Here is a 21,897-nt window from a genome sequence, read left to right as displayed (position 1 = left end):
CCGGGTTAGCGCTTGATCTGGCCGGCCAGATACTTGCGGATGCCTTCGCCATAGGGCGGACGCAGGCCCAGCATCGGCGCGATGTCCTTCTTCAGCTGCTGGAAGACCGCCTTGCGGTGGCTGAACTCCAGGAAGCCGTCATGCCCGTGATAGGCCCCCATGCCGGCCGGTCCGACGCCGCCGAAGGGCAGCTCTTCCTGGGCCACGTGGAAGATCACATCATTGACCGTGACGCCGCCGCTGGTGGTGCGCTCCAGAACCCGATCCTTCTCGGCCTCGTCGGTCCCGAACCAGTAGAGGGCCAGGGGGCGATCATGGGCGTTGATATAGTCGACCGCCTCCTCGACGCGCTGATAGGTCTTCACCGGCAGCAGCGGGCCAAAGATCTCCTCTTGCATCACCGCCATGTCGTCGGTGGGATTGAGGATCAGGGTCGGGGCGATCTTGCGGTGCGGCTGTTGTGACAGATCCTCGCCGGCCGGATTGATCTCGACGATGGTCGCGCCCTTGGCCCGGGCGTCCTCGACATAGCCGGTGATGCGGTCGAAGTGACGCTGGGCGACCACGGCGGTGTAGTCGGGATTGTCCTTCAGGGTCGGGAAATAGCGCCCGACGGCGGCCTTGGCCTCGGCCACGAAGTTGTCGACCTGGTCAGCCGGCGCGAAGACATAGTCGGGCGCCAGGCAGATCTGACCGGCGTTCAGGGTCTTGCCGTTCATGATCCGGGCCGCGGCGGTGGCCATGTCGGCCCCGCGCGACAGGATCACCGGGCTCTTGCCGCCCAGTTCCAGGGTGACTGGCACCAGGTTGTCGGCCGCCGCGCGCATCACGTGGCGGGCCACCGATGTGGCGCCGGTGAAGACCAGATGGTCGAAGGCCAGGCCGGAGAAGGCCTGCCCCGCCTCGGCGCCGCCGACGAAGACCGCGATCTCTTCCTCGGTGAAGGCCTTGGCGAACATCGCCTTCATCAGGTCCGACGTCGCCGGCGTGAATTCCGACGGCTTGATCATCGACCGATTGCCGGCGGCCAGGATCCCGGCCAGGGGCGCGAAGGTCAGGTTGACCGGGAAGTTCCACGGGCTAATCACCCCGACCACGCCCTTGGGCTGGTACTGGATCCCCGCCTTGGCCCCGAACAGGCCGAGGATCGCCGGCGTTGTCTTGCGCTTCTGCGGCTTCATCCACTTGGTGAGATTTTCGCGCGCGAACTTCAGCGGCCCGATGGAGCCCGCCACGTCGGTCAGGGAGGTGGCTTCCGGCGAACGAGACCCAAAATCGGTACTGACCGCTTTGGCGATCTCTGCCTGATGGCCGATCAAAAGATCGATGCAGCGGTTGAGACGTTCGATGCGCTGCTCGGCCGTCCAGGGCCCATCGCGCAAATGCGCCGCTTTCTGGCGCTCAAGCACGAGATTCATCGCGGCTTTATGGGTTTCGAGGGTCAAATTTGTCGGCGCGTTCATGGACGTGATCCTCCCGGCGGCCCGCTGAGGGCTCATCTTATCAGTGTTCACAATGAAGGCCGAAAAACGCAAGCGCAAGAGAACCTTGTTCGCTCTTAACGCCTCGTTTGAACTCTCAGAGCTAAAGTGGACATCCAAGCGATCGGCATTCTCGCTACGGGAACGTGCCGACGGGGGAAGAAAAGATGTCGGACGTCGAAACTACGCTGCGCGGCCCCGAGGCCTACAAGATCGCCAAGCGCGCTCTGGAGTTGATGGAACGCCATCAGGTGTGGCCCACCGCGCTGAATTTCGAACTCTGGACCCACTATGTCGCTGATCCCGAGGGCGCGCTGGCGCGGGAACTCACCCGACTGATTTCCCTTGGCGAGCCGCTTACCGAAATGGTCAGCGAGGAACTCGCCGCAGCCTATCTTCCCAAGGCCAAGCTGAATGAACAGATCCGCGACGCCGGCGATCTGCTGAGCAAGGAACTGGAATCGGTCTCCAAGGCGATCCAGAACGCCCAGAAGACCAACGCAGCATTCGGCAAGCAACTGGACGGGGTTTCCAAGGATCTCGATGGCAGCGCCGATGTCGGCGCCATCAAGTCGGTGGTCACCAGCCTGGCCCAGGCCACCCGCCGTGTTCACAAGGAAAACCAGTCGCTGGAAGCGCGCCTGGCCGAATCGACCGCTGAGGTGGACCGCCTGCGCGAACACCTGGAGCAGGTTCGCCGCGACGCCACGACCGACGGTCTGACCAACCTGGCCAACCGCAAGGCTTTCGACGAAGAACTGGACCGCGCCTGCTCGGAGGGCGACGAGGCTGGCACGAGCCTGTGCCTGGCCGTGCTCGACATCGATCATTTCAAGGGCTTCAACGACACTTGGGGTCACCAGACCGGCGACCAGGTCATTCGCTATGTCGCATCCGTCATCGGTCGGGTCGCCGCCATGCCGCGCTTCGCTGCGCGCTACGGCGGTGAAGAATTCGCGATGATCTTCCCCCGGGAGGCGTCGAGCATCGTCGCCGGCTGCCTGGAAGAGATCCGTGTGGAAGTTTCCTCCCGCATGCTCAAGCGCCGCTCGACCAATGAGGACCTGGGCACGATCACCATCTCCTCGGGCTTCGCCGAACGTGCCAAGGACGAAAGCAGCCATTCCTTGATGGAACGCGCGGACGCCGCCCTGTACGCCTCCAAGCGCACCGGCCGCAACAAGGTCAGCTCGGCCGAAAACAAGCCGACTTCGGCCAACGCCGCCTAGGCTTTTGCCTCTTTGAAAACCGTCAGCGCCGCCGTTTTCGCGAACGGCGGCGTTTTCGTGTGAAAAACCCTCTGGCCTTCCCCGGGGTTAGTGGCGCCTAGCTGTCGTCCAAAGAGCGCCAAGCCTTGGGAGGACGCCATGGACTATCAAAAGATTCGCCTAACCGCCGAGGACGGCGTCGCGACCATTACCTTGGCCGATCCGACGACGCTGAACGCCGCCAGCATGGATCTGGCGCGCGAGATCACCCATGCCCTTGGGGCGATCGCCCACGGCAAGATCGTGGCGCGCGCGCTGATCATCACCGGCGAAGGCCGCGGCTTCTGTTCGGGCGCGAATCTCTCGGGCGGCGGTCCCGCCGCTCGCGAACTCGATGTGGACGGCAAGCCGGACGCCGGGTCAGCGCTGGAAACCGTCTATAATCCGATGATGACCGCTCTGCGGGACTTCCCCTATCCGATCGTCACCGCCGTGAACGGCGCAGCCGCCGGCGTCGGCTGCTCGTTGGCCCTGATGGGCGACATGATCGTGGCTGGTGAAAGCGGCTACTTCCTGCAGGCCTTCCGTCGCATCGGCCTGGTGCCCGACGGCGGCTCGACCTATCTGCTGCCGCGACTGGTCGGCAAGGCGCGGGCCATGGAGATGATGCTGCTGGGCGACCGGATTTCGGCCGCCAAGGCCTTTGAGTGGGGTCTGGTCAATCGCTGCGTGCCCGACGGCGAACTCATCGCCACCGCCACGACCATCGCCAGGGAACTGGCCAACGGCCCGGTGGCCCTTGGGGCGATCCGCAAGCTGGTCTGGGAGAGCCTTGACGCCGACTGGAACGGTCAGTTGCACGCCGAGCGCAAGGCCCAGAAGTTCGCCGGCAAGACCGAAGACTTCATTGAGGGCGTCAGCGCCTTCCTTCAGAAGCGCGCGGCGGCCTTCAAGGGGCGCTAGCCAGCCAGATAGGGCTTGTAGCTCTTTTCTTCGACGATATCGGAACCAGCCGCCGCATTGATCGCCCTCTTGATCGCGGCGCGCTGGTCGTTCTCGATATAGACGCGGCGCGCGAGGGCCACGAAGTCGGGGCCAAAGTCCTGGCGCCGCTCGCAATCACGCTTACCGTCCTCGACGTCCCAGAGGGCGGCGTTGACGGCCATCAGCTCAGCGGTCAGGCGCTCTATATCGGCGCTGGGCGGAATGTGCGACAGCGCGGTGGCCTCCAGCAGCGCCAGCTCCTTGCGGACATTAGCCTCCTTGGCCGGATCGCCGATGCGCTGGGCCTTCACGCGCAGGATGGTGATCTTGTCGATCAGTTCGCCGGCCGAGATGGGCGCGAGGATGGGCATTCAGGCGACTCCGGACATCAGACGCGCGAGGGCGCTCCAGACCGCGTTGAAGGGCAAGGCGGCCATGCCGTCTCCGTAGTCTTCCGCGACCAGCATCTCAAGCTTGGCGGCGGCCGGTCGAAACTTCACGGCCTTGCGGGCGTCCTTCTGTAGAGACAGCAGCGGCGCGCCGCCAGCCGCCAGCATGTGGCCGGGGCCGGCGTCATTGGCCACGGCTGCGCTCAGCCGACTGGCCAGGGCGATGACCAGCAGCGGGCCCCTCACATGGGGATAGTCGTCGTGGCGATCCGATTCGGGGAACAACGCGGTCGGCGCCTCGCGCCGCGCCCTGGCGGCGTCGTCGGCTTCGTCGGGCCCGAAGAAGAACACGGGAACTGCGTCCTTCACCGCGATCTCGCGCGCCAGCTCCAAATAGCGCTCCAGAGGCCAGCGCTTGTCCTGTCCGCCCGCTCCCGGGGCCAGGCCAACATATGTCGAGCCGTCAGGCAGCAGGGCCTTGGCGGCCGCCAGGGCGTCGGGATGCGCCAGGATGATCGGCGTCGGCGCGCCCTGCCCGCTCGAGGCCAGAGCCAGCAACCTCGCGAGCCGGTCGGTGACCGCCATCGGCCAATCCCGGGTCCGCGCCTGTCGTGCGGCGGAGACGAAGACACCCGCAGCACGACGGACCACGGCGCTGCGGCGCAGATTTTCCTGGGTGTCGATGACCAGATCGAACTGGCGGCCGCCGAACGGCTTCACCCACGGCAGGATGTCGAAGGCTCCGGCGCCCGTCGGGCCGTCAGTCAGAATTTCGTCGATATAGCCTTCGACGACAGCCTTCAGCGGTCCAGCATAGACGGTCTCGCCCTTGGCCGCGCACCAGCTGATCCGCGCGTCGGGAAAGGCGGCGCGCAGGCCGGCGATGAAGGGCAGCTTGATCAAGCCGTCGCCGATCACCTCGCCCATCGAATAGACCAAGATCGTTTTGACCATGGGCTGGATTAGGCCGTCGGCGTCTTCGGGGTCAATCTGCGGCTTCAACGGCCGGTTGGATTGTCACGCTCTCGCCGCAGCCGCAGGCGTCGGTTTCGTTGGGATTGTTGAACACGAACTTCGACGACAGCTTGGTGGTCTCGTAGTCGATCTCGGTGCCGACCAGAAACAGCACCGCCTTGGGATCGATCAGGATGGTGACATCCTTGTCCTCGATCACCTCGTCCAGCGGGCTCTTCTCCAGGGCATAGTCGAAGACGTATTCCGAGCCGGCGCAGCCACCGTTCTTCACACCGACGCGAAGGCCGGCATAGGGCTTGTCGGGCTCCTCAAGCGCCTTCCGGGCCATGATCTCCTTCACGCGCGCCGCTGCTGCGTCAGTCAGGGTGACGACCTTGGGGCGAGGGCGACGAAGGCGGGGCGTGAGGGCGGCTTCCATGGCGTTTTGACCGATCAGAACATGTTCAGTTGCAGCTTGGCCTCGTCGCTCATCCGCGACGGGTCCCAAGGCGGCTCGAAGACAAGGTCGACCGTACAGGACTTCAGGCCGGGGATTTCCATCACCGCGTCCTTGACCCAGCCCGGCATTTCGCCGGCCACCGGGCAGCCCGGCGCGGTCAGGGTCATGTCGATGGCCACGTCCTTGTCGTCGCTGACGTCGACCTTGTAGATCAGGCCCAGCTCATAGATGTCGACCGGGATCTCCGGGTCATAGACCGACTTCAGCTTCTCGATCAGCAGATCGGTCAGCTTGGCCAGCTCTTCCTTGGGAAGGGCTGAGGCGGTCTCGGGAATGGCGGCGTCGGTCATGCGGGGCTCAACTGAAGAAACTGCGGGCCTTGGCCAGAGCGTCCACGAACGCATCGGCCTCAGCCTCGGTGTTATATAGGGCGAAGGAAGCGCGCGCGCTCGAGGTAACGCCAAAGCGTCGCATCAGGGGCTCGGCGCAATGGGTTCCGGCCCGCACGGCGACGCCGTAGCGGTCCAGAACCTGGGCGATGTCGTGGGCATGGGCGCCCTCGACCGTGAAGGTCAGCACCGCGCCCTTGCCGGGCGCCGTGCCGAGAATCCTGAGGCCGTTGACGCCCTGAAGACGCTCGGCGACCCGATCATAGAGCGCATGCTCGTGGGCGAAGATGGCGTCGCGGTCCAGGCCGTTCAGCCATTCGATCGCCGCGCCCAGGCCGACGACTTCCAGGATCGCCGGCGTGCCGGCTTCGAAGCGATGGGGCGGATCGGCATAGGTAATGACGTCCATCGACACCGAGCCGATCATCTCGCCGCCGCCCTGGTAAGGCGGCAGGGCGGCCAGGCGGTCGGCCTTGCCATAGAGCACGCCGATGCCGGTGGGGCCGTACAGCTTGTGGCCGGAGAAGACGTAGTAGTCGACGTCGAGGGCCTTCACATCGACCCTGGAATGGACCACGCCCTGGCAGCCGTCGATCAGCACCTGGGCGCCGGCCGCGTGGGCCAGGCGGACGATCTCGGGCACGTCATTGACCGTGCCCAGCACGTTCGACATCTGGGTCAGGGCGACCATCTTGGTGCGCTCGGATAGCAGGCCCTTGTAGGCCTCCATGTCGAGTTGGCCGTCGTCCAGCACCGGCACGAACTTCAGGACCACGCCCTTGCGTTCGCGCAGGAAGTGCCACGGCACGATGTTGGCGTGGTGCTCCATCTCCGAGATGACGATCTCGTCGCCGGCGTTCAGCGACAGGCCAAACGAGGCCGCGACCAGATTGACCGCCTCGGTGGCGCTCTTGGTCCAGACGATTTCGGTCGGTTCGGCGTTGATGAAGTGCGCTACGCTTTCGCGAGCCTTTTCATAGGCTTCCGTCGTTTCATTCGCCAAAGTATGCAGACCGCGATGCACATTGGCGTAGGAAGTGCGGGCCAGACCCATCATGGCGTCCAGAACCGCTTCGGGCTTCTGAGCGCTGGCGGCCGTGTCCAGATAGATCAAGGGCTTGCCGTGAACAGTTCGCCCAAGGATCGGGAACTGGGCGCGGATCGCCTCGACATCGAAGGGGGCGTCAAAAGCCATCAGACGATGCTCCGACCCAGGCGCTGGGCGACCCAGGCGCGGGCGATCTCGCGGGCGGGTTGGTGTTCGATGCGCTCGACCACCTCACCCACGAAGGCCTCGGTCAGCATGGCGCGGGCTTCCACCTCTGGGATGCCGCGCTGACGGGCGTAGAAGATCGCTTGCTCGTCCAGGGCGCCGATGGTGTTGCCGTGGGCGCAGGCGACGTCGTCGGCGAAGATCAACAGTTCGGGCTTGGCGTCGACCTCGGCCCTGTCCGACATGATCAGGGCGTGGTGGCCCATGCGGGCGTCGGTCTGGTCGGCGCCGGGCTGGACGATGATCCGCCCCTGGAACACGCCGCGCGCCTGGTCGGAGACCATGCCCTTGGTCAATTGCGAGGTGGTCCCGTCGACGCCGCCGTGGGTGACCTGGGTGGTCAGATCGGCGTGGCGCTGGCCATCCAGCAAATAGATACCGTCGAGGCGCAGATCGGCGTGGGCGCCGGGATGGGCGACGCGGGTCTCGAGACGCTGGCGACGGGCGCCGGAGGTCAGGATGGTTTGCGCATACGTGGCGCCAGGCGCCAGGGCGACGTCGGCCGTGCTTACCGTCACCGCATCGGCAAGGTCGTCGACGAGGACGATCCGCTCCAGACGAGCGCCTTCGCCAACCGAGACGTCGAGACCGATATTGGCCAGATAGCCGCCCGCCCCCTGCCCTTCATAGCTTTCCAGCAGGGTCAGGGTCTGGCCGGGCGCGACTGTCACCGCAAACTCGGCGTCGTGCGCAGTGGCGTCGGCGTGGGATACGAACCGCAAAGCCAACACCCCGGCCTCGGGCGCGGGCTCACCTTCGCGCACCCATCCATTGACGATCAGGATAGTAGCGTCGGCCAGCGCGTCGAACGGACCCGCGCCGACGTCGCCGAGAAACGCCGGTGACTCAGCCGGGATGGTACGGATCAGCCCGCGCAGATCCGTCCAGCGCCAGTCCTCATCGCGTCGCGACGGCAGACGGCTGGCGTCTCCGGTCTTCAGGGCGAGAGCCAGGCTCATGCGGCGGCGCTCGCATACTTGTCGTAGCCTTCGGCTTCCAGTTGCAGGGCCAGCTCCGGACCGCCCGAGGCAACGATGCGGCCGGCGGCCAGTACGTGGACGCGGTCGGGTTTGATGTAGTCCAGCAGGCGCTGATAGTGGGTGATCACCAGCATGCCGCGCTCGGGGGAGCGCAGGGCGTTGACGCCTTCGGAAACGATCTTCAGGGCGTCGATATCCAGGCCGCTGTCGGTCTCGTCGAGGATCAGGAACTTCGGCGAAAGCATCGCCATTTGAAAGATTTCCATCCGCTTCTTCTCGCCGCCCGAGAAGCCGACATTCAGGCCGCGCTTGAGCATCTCGAAGTCGATCTTCAGCGAGGCGGCCTTCTCCCTGGCCAGTTTCAGGAAGGCCGGGGCGGCGATCTCGTCCTCGCCCCGCGCGCGATGCTGAGCGTTGAGGGCCGTGCGGATGAAGGTCAGGGCCGGAACGCCCGGGATTTCAAGCGGATACTGAAAGGACAGGAACAGGCCCTTGGCGGCCCGCTCATTGGCGTCCAGAGCCAGCAGGTCCTCGCCGTTGAGGCTGGCCGAACCCTCGGTGACCTCATAGCCGCCGCGCCCGGTCAGCACATAGGACAGGGTCGACTTGCCGGCGCCGTTGGGCCCCATGATGGCGTGCACTTCGCCCGCCGGCACGTCGAGCGTGACGCCCTTCAGGATGGGCTTGTCTTCGACGCGGGCGTGGAGGTTCTGGATATTAAGCATTGAAAGCCGTGATCTTTTCGAGCGTCTGGATAGCGAATGTGGTCGGCTTGCCGGTCAGGGCCGGCGCCTCCCATTCATGTTCGGGGCTGTAGGCGGCGAGTTTCAGAAGTTCAGTCAGCAGTGCGCGCTCGGCCGCCGCATCGGCATTGCCTTTCGCCAGCAGCTTGGCGCAGCGGTCGATCAGCGGGGCCTCGTCGCCATACGGATTGATCCACGTGCCATGCGCCGCCTGATAGGCCAGTTGGCGCGCGTACTTGTATTCCTTGTCGTTCAGCCCGAAGCGGACAGGGATCATCCCACGCTCCCTTCCAGGCTGATCGCCACCAGCTTCTGGGCCTCGACGGCGAACTCCATCGGCAGCTGCTGCAGCACGTCCTTGACGAAGCCGTTGACCAGCAGGGCTACGGCCTCTTCCTGCGAAAGACCGCGTTGCTGGCAGTAGAACAGCTGGTCGTCCGACAGGCGGGTGGTGGTGGCCTCGTGCTCGAACACCGACTGGCCGTTGCGGGCCTCGATATAGGGGATGGTGTGGGCGGCGCAGGTCTTGCCGATCAGCAATGAGTCGCACTGGGTGAAGTTGCGGGCGCCCTTGGCCTTGGGGTGGGCGCTGACCAGACCGCGATAGGTGCTGGTCGACTTGCCGGCGCTGATGCCCTTGGCGACGATCCGCGACTTGGTGTTGGCGCCCAAGTGGATCATCTTGGTGCCGGTGTCGGCCTGCTGGTGACCGTTGGTCACGGCGATCGAATAGAACTCGCCCGAGCTGCCCTCGCCGCGCAGCACGCAGGACGGATATTTCCAGGTCACGGCCGAGCCGGTCTCGACCTGGGTCCAGCTGACCTTGGAGCGGTCGCCCCGGCAGTCCGCGCGCTTGGTGACGAAGTTGAAGATGCCGCCCTTGCCGGTCTCGGGATCGCCCGGATACCAGTTCTGGACGGTGGAATACTTGATCTCGGCGTCGTCCAGCAGAACCAGCTCAACCACGGCGGCGTGCAGCTGGTTCTCATCGCGCATCGGGGCCGTGCAGCCCTCAAGATACGAGCAATAGGCGCCCTTGTCGGCAATGATCAGGGTGCGCTCGAACTGACCGGAGTCCTTGGCGTTGATCCGGAAATAGGTCGACAGCTCCATCGGGCAGCGGACGCCCGGCGGAATGTAGACGAAGCTGCCGTCGCTGAAGACCGCGCTGTTGAGACAGGCGAAATAGTTGTCCGAGGTTGGCACCACCGAGCCCAGATACTGCTTCACCAGATCGCCGTGCTCGCGGATCGCCTCGCTCATCGAGCAGAAGATCACGCCGACGGCGGCCAATTCCTTCTTGAAGGTTGTTACCACGCTGACGCTGTCGAACACCGCATCCACGGCGTAGCGCGGCGCGCCCTCGACGCCGGCCAGGACTTCCTGCTCGCGCAGCGGAATGCCCAGCTTGGCGTAGACGGCCAGGATCTCGGGATCGACCTCGTCGAGGCTCTTGGGCCCCTCCTTGGTCTTGGGCGCGGCGTAGTAGTAGGAGTCCTGATAGTCGATCTTGGGATAGTTGACCTTGGCCCAATTGGGCTCTTCCAGCTCAAGCCAGCGGCGATAGGCGTCCAGGCGCCAGTCGAGCATCCACTGGGGCTCTTCCTTCTTGGCCGATATGAACCGCACGATGTCTTCGGAGAGGCCCTTGGGGGCGAACTCCTGATCGATGTCGGTTGTAAAGCCGTGCTCGTACTTTTCGAGCGAGGCAACGGCTTCGACGGTTTTTTGAACTGCGGCCACTATGCCACCTCCCGGCGCCGAGCGCCGATACGCTTCCAAGCGGCGATCCAGGCGTCGCCGCATTTGATCCAGTCGTCTTGCGTGCTCGCCCAGCCACCGCTGACCCGCAGAGCATAGGGGGCGAGGTCTGACCGGCCCATGGCTTCCACCACGCGGCTGGCCTTGACCTTGCCCGAGGAGCACGCACTGCCGGCGCTGACCATCACGCCCGCCAGGTCCAGGTTCATAACCTGAATCTCGGAGCCGAAGCCTTCGCTGGCGAAACAGAGTGTCTGGGGCAGGCGATCAGCGCCCTCCCCGAGCACGACCGCGCCTTCTGCCTTGACGCGTTCGGCGAGGGCGTCGCGCCACTGGGGCTGTTCGCTCATAGAGGCGAGATCGCGCGAAGCCGCATCGGCGGCCGCTCCGAAGGCGGCGATGCCCGCGACATTCTCGGTGCCGGCCCGGCGGCCGCGCTCCTGCCCGCCGCCATGCTGGCGACGATGCAGGAGCGCGCGCGTACCGGCCACCAAGGCGCCGACGCCTTGCGGGCCGCCCAGCTTGTGAGCCGACAGAGCCATGGTGTCGGCTCCCAGCGTCGAGAAATCGATGGCAATCTTGCCGGCTGCCTGAACCGCATCGACATGCAGCCAGCCATCGACGGCGCGCACCAAAGCAGCGGCCTGAGCGACGGGTTGAATGACGCCGGTCTCATTATTGGCCAGCATCAGGCAGACCAGGGCGCGACCGGGCGCCTTCAGATCGGCTTCCAGCCAGGGCAGATGCGCCACGCCGTTGGCATCGACGGGCCAGGTCTCGACCGGCAGGCCAGTGGCCTTGGCCGTCTCGAGCACGGCGTCATGTTCGGTGGCGCCGACGATGATCCGGCTGAAGCCAGCGGCCTTGGCGCTCTCAATGGCCAAGGCGTTAGCCTCGGTGCCGCCGCTGACAAAGGTCACAGAGCCGGCCGGCACGCCGACCAGGGCGCCGATCTGGGCGCGGGCCTTCTCGACGACATCGCGCGCGGCGCGGCCGGCGGCATGGACCGACGAGGGATTGGCCGGCACCTCGAGGGCGTGCAGCAGCGCCCCGCGCGCTTCCGGACGGATGGGCGCGGTGGCGTTGTAGTCGAGATAGACGGAGGCGCGGGACATGGTCACTCCGCCGCAATCTCCAGCGTTTTGGAGTCGGGGCGCAGCCGACCTTCCAGCACATCTGCGATCGAGACCGAGGCGAGGTAGCCGTGGATCTGACGGCCCATCTCCTCCCAGAGGTCATGGGTCATGCAGCGCTCGCCGCCGGCCATGCAGCCCTTGGGACCGCCCTTCGTCATGCCACAGCGGGTGGCCCGCAGAGGTTCGTCGACGGCGAGCACGATCTCCGAAATCAGGGTCTTCTCGCTGTCCAATGCCAGGCGATAGCCGCCACCGGGACCACGGGCGCTCTTGACCAGGCCCTTGCGGCGCAGCCGCGCGAAAAGCTGTTCGAGATAGGACAATGAGATCTGTTGACGGGCGGCGATCTCGGCCAGGGCCACAGCGCGGCCGTCACCCTGGTCCTGGCGTTTGGCCAGGTCGGTCATCGCCATGACCGCGTATCGTCCCTTGGTGCTAAGCCGCATGCGCCTTTACTCCTTGCAGATTCCGCGCGCATCGGCTTTTGCGTGTGCTACAAGCCGCGACTTCGCGCCGGACCCCAAGTCCGCGTCGCTGGGTGAGATTTAGGAAGACCAAGCGCAGTGGTCAAGTATTCCATCGGTCGAAAGATCCGGAATCGCCCGCCGCTTGCCGAACCAATGAGGTCGATATGCCTGATGTGATTTTGGCCGGCGCGTCCGGACGGATCGAAGGTCGCTACTCGCCGGGCAAGACCGAGACGGCCCCGATTGCCTTGATTCTGCATCCGCACCCGAAGGCGGGCGGGCACATGAACCACCCGGTTTCGGTGCAGCTCTATCACCTGTTCATGAAGCGCGGCTTCGCGACGCTGCGCTTCAATTTCCGCGGCGTGGGCCGCAGCCAGGGCGAGTTCGACGCCGGCATCGGTGAACTGGCCGACGCCGCCACCGCGCTGGACTGGCTGCAGACGTCCAACCCGGCCGCCAGCCAGACCTGGGTCGCTGGCTTCGATTTCGGTGCCTATATCGGCATGCAGCTCCTGATGCGCCGCCCGGAAACAGACGGCTTCATCAGCGTGTCGCCGCCCACCAACATGTATGATTTCAGCTTCCTGGCGCCCTGCCCGGCCTCGGGTCTGTTCCTGACCGGCTCGGCCGACAGCATCACCCCGCCCGTCGAAGTCGAGCGCGTGGTTTCCAAGCTGCGCACCCAGAAGGGTATTATCATCGACTACGAAGTCATCGATAAGGCCAGCCACTTCTGGACCGAGCACCTGCCCTTTGTGGAAAAGAGCGTCGGCGACTATCTGGACAAGCGGATCGAGATGAACCCGATCTGATCCTTCAAAGGCCTCCCTTCGGGGAGGTCTTTTTCGTTCAGGGTTGAACGATCCGTCCGCCTGTCATCGGCGCGCTGACGCCCGTGGTGCCTGGAAAGCTGATCGGCAGGCCAAGCGCGGTTCGCGCCGCAAGATAGGCGAAGGCCTCGGCCTCGATGGCGTCGCCGCGCCAGCCAAAGGCCTCGGCGGTTTTGACCGGAACCGGGGATCGCTCGGCCAATACTCGCATGATCTCGGGATTGTGCCGGCCGCCGCCGCAGATGATCAGGGCGCCGGGCCGCGCGCCCTTGTCGAACGCCTTGACCACGGCCTCGGCCGTGAACGCCACCAGGGTGGCTGCGGCGTCCTCGGCGGAAAGATGCGCCACGGCGTCAAGCGTGAAGTCGTAGCGGTCCAGCGACTTGGGGGCCGGCGCGTCGAAATAGGCGCCCGACAGCAGGCTGCCCAACGCCGCCTCGTCGGCCCTGCCCGCCGCGGCCAGCCGGCCGTTTTCATCGAAGCGTCCGAGCCCGCGGGCCTGAAGCATCAGGTCGATCATGCCGTTGCCTGGCCCCGTGTCGAAGGCCAGCAGGCTTCCGTCGGCGTCGATCAGGGTGATGTTGGCGACCCCGCCGACGTTCAGCGCCGCCACCGGCGCGGCCAGTCCCGAGGCCCGGGCGCGGGCGGCGTGGTAGATCGGGGCCAAGGGCGCGCCCTCCCCGCCGGCCGCGACGTCGGCGGTGCGGAAGTCGAAGGCGACAGGGCGGCCCGTGGCGCTGGCCAGCCGCTCGGCGTCCAGCAGTTGCACGGTGCGGCCAACCCGGCCCGGCTGCGGGCGCTCGTGCAGCACGGTCTGGCCGTGCACGCCCAGGAGATCGAAATCACTCCAGGCCAGGCCATGCTCCGCGATGAAGCTTTCCGCTGCGTACAGGTGCTCGTCGGCGACGGCGCGGCGGGCATCCTCAAAGATCGCCGGTTCTGGTTCGCCGCGCGACCAGGCGCGAGCCTGGTCGGTGGCCGCTAGCAAAAGGTCGCGGGTCGCCTCGCGCAGCTTTCGCTCGCCCGCCGGGCCAAAGGCTTGGATGTCTTCGCCGTCGGTCTCAAGCACCGCCATGTCGACAGCGTCGAGCGAGGTGCCGGTCATGAATCCCAGGATGCGCATCGCCGTTGACTGCCATGCTCGCGGGCCTGTAGCTAGTCCCCATGATCGACGTCCGATTTACCGCCACCTCCTATTACCGCCCGCTCAAATAGCGGGAGGCCGACCTGACACGTCGATACGCCCCCGCCCTGCCGGGGTCGCGTCTCAAAAGATCATAGCGCTCCGGCCTTATCCGGAGACAGACCTTATGAAACCCTCGCCACATCCAGGCCCGCCCGTGCTAGACGGCCCTCCGTCTCCGCAAGAGTCGTCCCATCCAGAGAGTCGATCCATGTCCGCGCCCGCCTCGTTCAAGTCGGAATTCCTGCAGGCCCTGCAGGCGCGCGGCTACATCCACCAGATCACCCACCCGGACGAGCTGGACGCGGCCGTCGCCGGAGGGATCGTCACAGCCTACATCGGCTTTGACGCCACGGCGCCCAGTCTGCACGTCGGGTCGCTGATCCAGATCATGATGCTGCGCCGCCTGCAGCAGGCCGGCCACAAGCCGATCGTCCTGATGGGCGGCGGCACCACCAAGGTGGGCGATCCCACCGGCAAGGACGAGAGCCGCAAGCTGCTGTCGGACGCCGACATCGCGGCCAATATCGCCGGCATCAAGTCGGTGTTCGCCAAGTTCCTGACCTTCGGCGATGGGCCCACCGACGCCATCATGGTCGACAACGACGAGTGGCTCAGCAAGTTCGGCTACGTGCAGTTCCTGCGCGACTACGGCGTGCACTTCACGGTCAATCGGATGCTGGCCTTCGACTCGGTCAAGCTGCGGCTCGAGCGCGAGCAGCCGATGACCTTCCTCGAATTCAACTACATGCTGATGCAGGCCGTCGACTTCCTGGAACTTAACCGCAAGTTCGGCTGCGTTCTGCAGATGGGCGGCTCGGACCAGTGGGGAAACATCCTCAACGGGGTGGAGCTGACCCGCCGTGTCGACCAGAAGGCTGCCTATGGCTTGACCACGCCGCTGCTGGCGACGGCCTCTGGCGCCAAGATGGGCAAGACCATGTCAGGCGCCGTGTGGCTCAATGCCGAACAGCTGAGCCCCTACGACTACTGGCAGTTCTGGCGCAACACCGAGGACGCCGATGTCGGCCGCTTCCTGAAGCTGTTCACCGACCTGCCCCTGGATGAGATCGCCCGCCTGGAGGCTCTGCCCGGCGCCCAGATCAACGACGCCAAGAAGGTGCTGGCTGACGAGGCCACGCGCATGGCGCATGGCGAAAACGCCGCGCGTTCGGCGCGCGACGCGGCCGAGAAGGCCTTCGAGCAGGGGGTTACTTCGGCCGACCTGCCGACCTTCGAAGTGCCCGCCGGGGATCTCAAGGCCGGCATCGTCTTGGCCAACCTGTTCGCCGACGCCGGTCTGGCCGCTTCCCGCGGCGAAGCCCGTCGGCTGGCCCAGGGCGGCGGCGTGAAAGTCAACGACCAGGCCGAACCGGACGCCAACCGCGTGGTCACCGAAGCTGACCTGGTCGACGGCGTGGTCAAGCTGGCGGCCGGCAAGAAGAAGATCGTTCTGGTCAAACCCATCTGACCGGCGCCATGCCGGACGCCTCGAAGAGGCGATCCGGGATAGCCTGGATTATCGACGTAGAAGTGAATTACGGAGAGAGACGATGCTTCAAGCTGGCGATAAGGCTCCCGCGTTCGACCTGCCCACCGATACAGGTCGGGTCAGCCTTGCGAGCCTGAAGGGCAAGAAGATCGTCCTCTATTTCTACCCCAAGGACGACACCTCGGGCTGTACGTCAGAGGCGTTGCAGTTTTCGTCCGAGGTCGAGGAATTCGCAAAGCTGGGCGCAGTGATCGTGGGCGTGTCCAAGGATAGCGCCGCCTCGCACGCCAAGTTCCGTCTCAAGCATGACCTTACGGTGGAACTGGCTGCGGACACGACCGGCGAGATCGTCGAAACCTACGGCGCCTGGGTAGAAAAGAGCATGTACGGCCGCAAGTATATGGGCATCGATCGCTCGACCTTCCTGATCGACGCCGACGGCGTAATCCGCGAGGTCTGGCGAAAGGTCAAAGTGCCTGGCCACATCAAGGCGGTGCTGACCACTGCCAGAGCCATGAAGTAGTCGGATTTGCGATTTGATCGCCGACGGTGTGTAACAAGCGCGCCCGGCGGTGTTGTATTTGCGCCGCGTAGCGGAGCCAATTGGCGCCCAGTCGACCATCGATCTTGCTGATCGCATTCAGGTGGCGTTAACGATTGGGCCCGCATGCTAAATTCTTTTACTCGCGCTCTCTTGCTGAGCGAAGAGCCTTGCGCGGCCGCGTAATATCGTTGCATATCCCCGTGTTCTAAAAACGGGGGTTTCGTGAGCGATGGCCATCAAACGCTTCAAGCGACTGCGGCAATCCCTCGAAGGTCTTTTCCCTGAAAGGCACCTCTATATCCGCTCCGGCGGGGAGATGCGGGGCTACGTTTTTTCCACCAACAAGCAACTTCTGGCCGCGACCGTCGTCGGCTGCGCCGCCCTGTGGATGGGTGTCTGCACCGCCGCCATGATGGTCAATGCTTTGGCTGTCAGCTCGACAGACCAGCAGGTCATCAAGCAGCGAGCCTATTACGAGCGCCTCAACGCCGACCGTCAGGCGCGCCTGAACAGCGCCGTCGCCCAGCTTTCGGCCACCAACGGCTCGCTCGATGAGTTGGCCGCCTCGGTAGAAAAGCGCCACTCTGCGCTGGCCATGCTGGTCAGCGACTTTAAGGGCGTCCCTGGCGCCTCCGAAGCCCTGAAGACCTCCAAGCCTCGCCTGCTGGCCGCAACGCCGGTCCAGCGCATCCAGGCCACCCGGATGGATCAGGAGCGCCTGATCGACGCCGCAGAGACCTTTGCCAAGAGCCGGGCCGAACGCCTCCGTCTGGCCATGCGCATGGCGGGCCTGGACGCTGGCAACTATACTGGCCGCGGCGCCTCGCTGGGCGGTCCGCTGATCGAGGCCCGGGATCCGCGAGCCCTCGCTGCCGTGCTCGACGTCGATGAAGAATTCGCCACCCGCATTCACCGCGCCGCTACCGATATGTCGGACATGCGCTCGCTGAACGCGGCGGCCCAGAAGCTTCCTTTCTTCCGCCCGACCAGCAACCCGGCGATGAGCAGCAGCTACGGCGTTCGCTTTGACCCGTTCACGCGTCGGCCGGCCTTTCATTCTGGACTGGACTTCCCGGGGGCGTTCTACACCCCGATCATGTCGACCGCGCCGGGCGTCGTCTCGTTCACAGGCGTGCGGTCTGGCTATGGTAACACCATCGAGATCGACCATGGCGGCGGCTTCAAGACGCGCTATGCTCACCTTCAAGCGATTTCAGTGCGCGTTGGCGAACGGGTCGCGATTGGTCAGCGCGTTGGAGCCATGGGCTCGACGGGTCGGTCGACCGGCCCGCACCTGCACTATGAAGTCTGGGCCAATGGCAGGGCCCAGAACCCAAATCGCTTTTTGAAGGCTGGTGAGTATGTTCAGCAAGCAAACTAAGACCACGGCGCGCGGCCCGACCAAAATCGAGCCCCTGCCCACGCCCATCGCCTCCGTCGATCCGACACGCAAGGTGGCGCCGAAGGTCGCTTCCCTGATTTCGGCCGACATCACCATCGAGGGCGGCGTCACCGGCGACGGCGAACTCCAGATCGATGGCGTGGTTCGCGGCGATGTTCGCGTGGGCCGCCTGACCGTTGGCGAAACCGGTCATGTCGAAGGCTCCGTCTATGCCGAGGCCGTCGAGGTTCGCGGCCGTGTGGTGGGCGCCATCACCTCAAAGCAGGTTCGCCTCTACGGCACCTCCTATATCGACGGCGACATTACCCACGAGCAGTTGGCGATGGAAACCGGCGCCTTCTTCCAGGGCCGCAGCCTGAAGTTCCAGCGCCCTGCCCCGCAACCGGCTCCGACGCCGGTTCTTGCGCCCCCGGCGGAGGCGCAGGCCAAGCCGGCCTGATCCTGGAAGTAGACACCAAGAACAACGCCCCGGATCGCTCCGGGGCGTTTTTCGTTCCAGGCTGCGCTTCTAGGCGTCGCGTGTAGCGCCGACGCGTTGGGCCAGCGAGGCGCCCATGAACTCATCCAGATCGCCGTCCAGCACCCCTTGGGTGTCGGAGGTCTCGACGTTTGTCCGCAGGTCCTTGACCATCTGGTAGGGCTGCAGAACGTAGCTGCGGATCTGGTGACCCCAGCCGATATCGGTCTTCTGGTCTTCCAGAGCCTGCTGGGCGGCTTCCCGCTTCTGCAGTTCGGCCTCGTAGAGGCGCGCGCGCAGCATCTTCCACGCTTCTTCGCGGTTCTGGTGCTGCGAGCGACCGGCCTGGCAGGCCACAGCGATGCCGGTCGGAATGTGTGTCAGACGCACCGCCGAGTCGGTCTTGTTGATGTGCTGACCGCCTGCGCCACTGGCGCGGTAGGTGTCAGTGCGGACGTCGGATGGATTGATCTCGATCTCGATGGTGTCGTCCACCACCGGATAGACCCAGGCCGAAGCGAAGCTGGTGTGGCGCTTGGCAGCGGCGTCATAGGGGCTGATGCGCACCAGACGGTGGACGCCGGCTTCGGTCTTCAGCCAGCCATAGGCGTTCTGGCCCTTGATCAGCAGAGTCGCCGACTTGATGCCAACCTGATCGCCCGAGGTTTCTTCGACCAGCTCGACGCTCATCTTGTGAGCATTGGCCCAGCGCGAATACATCCGCAGCAGCATGCCCGCCCAGTCGCAGGACTCGGTGCCGCCAGCGCCGGAATTGATTTCCACATAGCAGTCGTTGCCATCGGCCTCGCCTGACAGCAGGGCCTCCAGCTCGGCGCGGCCAGCGCGATCCTTAAGGTCCTTCAACTGGGCGCGGGCATCCTCCAGCAGGGCGTCGTCGCCCTCCATGTCGGCCAGCTCGGCATATTCCAGCGCGTCCTTCAGGCCCTGGTCGAGCGCCTGCACGGCCTCCACGCGCGCCGACAGGCTGGCGCGCTCGCGCGAGACGGCCTGGGCTTCGGCGGGTTTGTCCCAAAGGGTCGGGTCTTCGACCCGGGCATTCAGCTCATCGAGCTTTCGAAGTGCGGCATCCCAGTCAAAGACGCCTCCTGAGCAGTCCCACGGACTGCTCGATGTCGGCCGCAGAGGCCTCAACATCCGGTCGCATCACGTTACTCCGTGACAAAAAGAAAGGGCGCGGGAGATAGCCCGCGTCGGAGGTCGGCGCAACGCCGATGATGGATCAGTACAGGCCGCTGAGCGGGTCAGGCGCCTTTGGCGGTGGCTTTGCGGCGTCAGCGGCGCTCGTGGCGCCGGTAGGCACGCCATTGGGCCAGGTGTCCGAATAGGGTTGTGGTCCTGCCGCAGCAGCGGGAACCTCGGTCTTGGGCTCGGTCCCAGGCCGGAAGGCTTCGCGGATCCCGCGCACCATGGCGAACTTGGCGGTCTTGGGCGGTTTGAAATCGACAACAGGCTGGCCCTTCAAGGCTTCACGCATGAAGTCCATGAATACCGGCACAGGACCGGAGGCCCCTGTCTCGCCTTCGCCCAGCGAGCGGTTGTCGTCAAAGCCGATGAAGACCCCGACCACCAGGTTGGGCGAATAGCCGACGAACCAGGCGCTGCGGTACTCGTTGGTGGTTCCGGTCTTGCCCGCCAGGGGACGTTCCAGCGAGCTGACTGCCGCCGCCGTGCCGCGCTGAACCACGCCCTGCAGCATCGAGGTGATCTGATAGGCCGTGACCGGATCCATGACCTGCTCGCCCGGCGCGTCGAAGCGCGGGCTCTCGTCGCCGTTGAAGCCGGCGGTGCAGCGGACGCAGTCGCGCTTGTCGGCGCGGAAGATGACCTTGCCCTCGCGGTCCTGCACCAACTCGATCAGGTGAGGCTCTACGCGGCGACCGCCATTGACGAACGGCGCATAGGCCGAGGTCAGCTTGAAGGGGGTGGTTTCCCCCGCTCCCAGCGCCATCGCCAGCACCGGCTGCATGTCGCGCACGACGCCGGTGCGCTTGGAGAACTCGATGATCTTCTTCATGCCGACGCTTTGCGCCAGACGCACGGTCATGGCGTTGATCGACTGCTCCAGACCTTTGCGCAGGGGCTGTGACCCGTAGAACTCCTTGTGGTAGTTCTCCGGGCTCCAATCCTCGCCATTCGCGCCCTTCAATGTGATGGCGCTGTCGACGACCACACTGGCCGGCGTGAAGCCATTTTCGAGGGCGGCGGCATAGACAAACGGCTTGAACGCCGAGCCTGGCTGGCGCATCGCCTGGGTGGCGCGATTGAAGTTCGAGAGTGAGAAGCTGTAACCGCCGACCAAGGCGACCACGCGGCCGCTGTAGGGCTCGATGGCCACCAGCGCGCCATTGACGGCGGGCACCTGGCGCAGGCGGTAAGTTGACGCCCCCTCGACCTTCTCGACGAAGATCAGGTCGCCGGGCTTCAAACCCTTGCCCGCCCGGGCCCATGCCATGTCCTCGCCGACGATGGCGCCTTCGCCCTCGTTCTTGATCAACCGCACCCGGCCATCGCCCGAAACGACCACGGCCGCCCGCCAGCCCTGGCGTTCGGCCGGCGGGCTCTTGGCGCGGGCGGCCTTTTCCCAGTCGGCGTCACTGGCCTCGACGTGTCCCCAGGCGCCTCGCCAACCGTGGCGGCGGTCGTACTTTTCGAGACCATCCATCAACGCGACGCGGGCTGCGGTCTGCATCCGTGGATCCAGCGTCGTGCGCATGTAGTAGCCGCCCTCGCTGAGGCGCGGGCCGAGGGTGGCGACGCCGCGCTGGCGCACTTCCTCGACGAAATAGTCGGCGTCACGATAGGCGGCGCGCTTGGGCGCGGCCTGGACGACCAGATCCTCGGCCTTGGCCTTGTCGGCGTCAGCCTGGGACACCCAGCCCAACTCGGCCATCTGGTCCAGGATCCAGTCGCGGCGGACCTTGGCTTTGGCCTTGTTGCGGATCGGATGATAGTTGTCGGGTCCCTTGGGCAGCGCCGCAAGATAGGCGCACTCCGCCAGGGTCAGCTCGGGCAGGGACTTGCCGAAATAGTTGTACGAGGCCGCGCCGACGCCGAACGAGCGATAGCCGAGCCAGATTTCGTTCAGGTACAGCTCAAGGATCTGCTGCTTGTCGAGCGACTGCTCAAGACGGTGAGCCAGGATGGCTTCCTTGAATTTGCGACCGACCGTGGCGTCGCTGGTCAGCAGCACGTTCTTGGCGACCTGCTGGGTGATCGTCGAGCCACCCTCCAGGCGCTTGCCGCGCGCGGCGTTGCCGACGTTCTTGAGCATGGCGCGCGAGAAGCCGCCCACATCGACGCCGCTGTGGCGGAAGAAATTGCGATCTTCGGCAGCCATGAAGGCCTGGGCCAGCTGCGGCGGGATCTGGTCATAGGGGACGAAGATCCGGCGTTCCTTGGAGTATTCGCCGATCAGGGTGCCGTCCCACGCATAGACGCGCGTCGCCGTCGGCGGACGATAGTCCTGCAGCTCGCCAGCATCGGGCATGTCGTGGAATAGCCACGCCGCGTAGATCGCGATCGCGAAGCCCGCCACGGCGATCGCGGAAAGCACCGCTACGCCGGCGATGGCCATCCATCGTTCGGTGGGTTTCAGATCCACGGGGCCTCCGTTGGACGACGCACACTCGCCCGCCCTGCTCTCATCCTCTAGAGCCCGTTCCACAAAAGTGTAAGCGGTTTTGCGGCCGCACCCTCGCGCCCGGACTCTGCCTCAAGCCTCTAGCCTGCATCGCCGCGGG

22 protein-coding genes are annotated in these 21,897 nt (G+C 65.3%); 7 read left to right on the top strand and 15 right to left on the bottom strand.

The window, feature by feature from the left end; genetic code table 11:
- Positions 1-5: 5 nt before the first annotated feature.
- Positions 6-1,463 (bottom strand): coniferyl aldehyde dehydrogenase, encoded by a 1,458-nt coding sequence (locus ACW176_RS16510; protein ID WP_492109908.1) that lies wholly within the window; start codon positions 1,461-1,463, stop codon positions 6-8.
- A 185-nt stretch (positions 1,464-1,648) separates the two neighbouring features.
- Between ACW176_RS16510 and ACW176_RS16505 the strand changes: the two genes are divergently transcribed.
- Together ACW176_RS16505 and ACW176_RS16500 are read left to right on the top strand one after the other, a co-directional pair.
- Positions 1,649-2,710 (top strand): GGDEF domain-containing protein, encoded by a 1,062-nt coding sequence (locus ACW176_RS16505; protein WP_492109907.1) that lies wholly within the window; start codon positions 1,649-1,651, stop codon positions 2,708-2,710.
- A gap of 138 nt (positions 2,711-2,848) precedes the next feature.
- Positions 2,849-3,652 (top strand): enoyl-CoA hydratase/isomerase, encoded by an 804-nt coding sequence (locus ACW176_RS16500; protein ID WP_419316836.1) that lies wholly within the window; start codon positions 2,849-2,851, stop codon positions 3,650-3,652.
- Here ACW176_RS16500 and ACW176_RS16495 read toward each other — a convergent pair.
- From ACW176_RS16495 to ACW176_RS16445, 11 genes are read right to left on the bottom strand one after another with little or no spacing between them, the layout of a single operon-like run.
- Positions 3,649-4,044: a DUF6165 family protein gene (locus ACW176_RS16495; RefSeq protein ID WP_492109906.1), complete on the bottom strand. Its 396-nt coding sequence runs from the start codon at positions 4,042-4,044 to the stop codon at positions 3,649-3,651. The genes ACW176_RS16500 and ACW176_RS16495 overlap by 4 nt on opposite strands.
- Positions 4,045-5,016: a glycosyltransferase family 9 protein gene (locus ACW176_RS16490; protein ID WP_492109905.1), complete on the bottom strand. Its 972-nt coding sequence runs from the start codon at positions 5,014-5,016 to the stop codon at positions 4,045-4,047. It lies immediately after the preceding gene.
- A 31-nt stretch (positions 5,017-5,047) separates the two neighbouring features.
- Positions 5,048-5,455 carry a HesB/IscA family protein gene (locus ACW176_RS16485; protein ID WP_419316839.1) on the bottom strand — a complete coding sequence of 136 codons (408 nt, stop codon included), beginning with the start codon at positions 5,453-5,455 and terminating at the stop codon, positions 5,048-5,050.
- A 14-nt stretch (positions 5,456-5,469) separates the two neighbouring features.
- Positions 5,470-5,826 carry an SUF system Fe-S cluster assembly protein gene (locus ACW176_RS16480; RefSeq protein ID WP_492109904.1) on the bottom strand — a complete coding sequence of 119 codons (357 nt, stop codon included), beginning with the start codon at positions 5,824-5,826 and terminating at the stop codon, positions 5,470-5,472.
- Between the two features lie 7 nt (positions 5,827-5,833).
- Positions 5,834-7,060, bottom strand: coding sequence for an aminotransferase class V-fold PLP-dependent enzyme (locus ACW176_RS16475; RefSeq protein WP_492109903.1), 1,227 nt, complete (start codon positions 7,058-7,060; stop codon positions 5,834-5,836).
- Positions 7,060-8,097, bottom strand: a complete 1,038-nt coding sequence (gene sufD, locus ACW176_RS16470; protein WP_492109902.1) for a Fe-S cluster assembly protein SufD — start codon at positions 8,095-8,097, stop codon at positions 7,060-7,062. Before sufD ends, ACW176_RS16475 begins: the two co-directional genes overlap by 1 nt.
- On the bottom strand, positions 8,094-8,843 hold the full coding sequence (gene sufC, locus ACW176_RS16465) for a Fe-S cluster assembly ATPase SufC (protein ID WP_419316843.1): 750 nt from the start codon (positions 8,841-8,843) through the stop codon (positions 8,094-8,096). The genes sufD and sufC overlap by 4 nt, the downstream gene beginning before the upstream one ends.
- Entirely contained in the window at positions 8,836-9,138 is a 303-nt protein-coding gene (locus tag ACW176_RS16460; protein WP_062146533.1) for a hypothetical protein, read from the bottom strand. The genes sufC and ACW176_RS16460 overlap by 8 nt, the downstream gene beginning before the upstream one ends.
- Entirely contained in the window at positions 9,135-10,604 is a 1,470-nt protein-coding gene (gene sufB, locus ACW176_RS16455) for a Fe-S cluster assembly protein SufB (RefSeq protein WP_492109901.1), read from the bottom strand. Before sufB ends, ACW176_RS16460 begins: the two co-directional genes overlap by 4 nt.
- On the bottom strand, positions 10,604-11,743 hold the full coding sequence (locus ACW176_RS16450) for a cysteine desulfurase family protein (protein WP_492109900.1): 1,140 nt from the start codon (positions 11,741-11,743) through the stop codon (positions 10,604-10,606). Before ACW176_RS16450 ends, sufB begins: the two co-directional genes overlap by 1 nt.
- Entirely contained in the window at positions 11,740-12,204 is a 465-nt protein-coding gene (locus tag ACW176_RS16445) for an Rrf2 family transcriptional regulator (RefSeq protein ID WP_492109899.1), read from the bottom strand. The genes ACW176_RS16450 and ACW176_RS16445 overlap by 4 nt, the downstream gene beginning before the upstream one ends.
- A 185-nt stretch (positions 12,205-12,389) precedes the next feature.
- On the opposite strand from ACW176_RS16445, the gene ACW176_RS16440 reads away from it, so the two are divergent.
- A complete protein-coding gene (locus ACW176_RS16440) occupies positions 12,390-13,040 on the top strand; it encodes an alpha/beta hydrolase (RefSeq protein WP_419255560.1) in 651 nt (216 codons plus the stop codon).
- A 37-nt stretch (positions 13,041-13,077) separates the two neighbouring features.
- Here the strand turns inward: ACW176_RS16440 and ACW176_RS16435 are convergent, their stop codons facing one another.
- The gene (locus tag ACW176_RS16435; protein ID WP_492109898.1) at positions 13,078-14,181 is read right to left on the bottom strand and encodes an anhydro-N-acetylmuramic acid kinase; all 1,104 of its coding nucleotides are present in this window, start codon (positions 14,179-14,181) and stop codon (positions 13,078-13,080) included.
- A gap of 187 nt (positions 14,182-14,368) precedes the next feature.
- Between ACW176_RS16435 and tyrS the strand changes: the two genes are divergently transcribed.
- The 4 genes from tyrS (at position 14,369) to ACW176_RS16415 (ending at position 18,118) form a co-directional block, all read left to right on the top strand.
- Positions 14,369-15,712 carry a tyrosine--tRNA ligase gene (gene tyrS / locus ACW176_RS16430; RefSeq protein WP_492109897.1) on the top strand — a complete coding sequence of 448 codons (1,344 nt, stop codon included), beginning with the start codon at positions 14,369-14,371 and terminating at the stop codon, positions 15,710-15,712.
- Between the two features lie 82 nt (positions 15,713-15,794).
- Positions 15,795-16,256, top strand: coding sequence for a peroxiredoxin (locus ACW176_RS16425; RefSeq protein ID WP_419316852.1), 462 nt, complete (start codon positions 15,795-15,797; stop codon positions 16,254-16,256).
- Positions 16,257-16,506: 250 nt separating this feature from the next.
- The gene (locus ACW176_RS16420) at positions 16,507-17,658 is read left to right on the top strand and encodes a M23 family metallopeptidase (protein ID WP_492109896.1); all 1,152 of its coding nucleotides are present in this window, start codon (positions 16,507-16,509) and stop codon (positions 17,656-17,658) included.
- On the top strand, positions 17,639-18,118 hold the full coding sequence (locus ACW176_RS16415) for a bactofilin family protein (RefSeq protein WP_419316854.1): 480 nt from the start codon (positions 17,639-17,641) through the stop codon (positions 18,116-18,118). Before ACW176_RS16420 ends, ACW176_RS16415 begins: the two co-directional genes overlap by 20 nt.
- 69 nt (positions 18,119-18,187) lie before the next feature.
- On the opposite strand, the gene prfB is transcribed toward ACW176_RS16415, so the two are convergent.
- Positions 18,188-19,301 (bottom strand): peptide chain release factor 2 gene (gene prfB / locus ACW176_RS16410; protein ID WP_419316855.1). Its coding sequence is split into 2 segments (ribosomal slippage): positions 18,188-19,231 and positions 19,233-19,301, totalling 1,113 coding nucleotides; the frame shifts between segments, so codons are not numbered across the junction.
- A 75-nt stretch (positions 19,302-19,376) separates the two neighbouring features.
- Complete coding sequence (locus tag ACW176_RS16405; RefSeq protein WP_492109895.1) at positions 19,377-21,758, bottom strand: penicillin-binding protein 1A; 2,382 nt, start codon at positions 21,756-21,758, stop codon at positions 19,377-19,379.
- Positions 21,759-21,897 lie beyond the last annotated feature (139 nt).

This window comes from Caulobacter sp. FV1ye13L (genome assembly GCF_058681155.1).
This window is presented reverse-complemented; position numbering and strand designations above follow the sequence as displayed.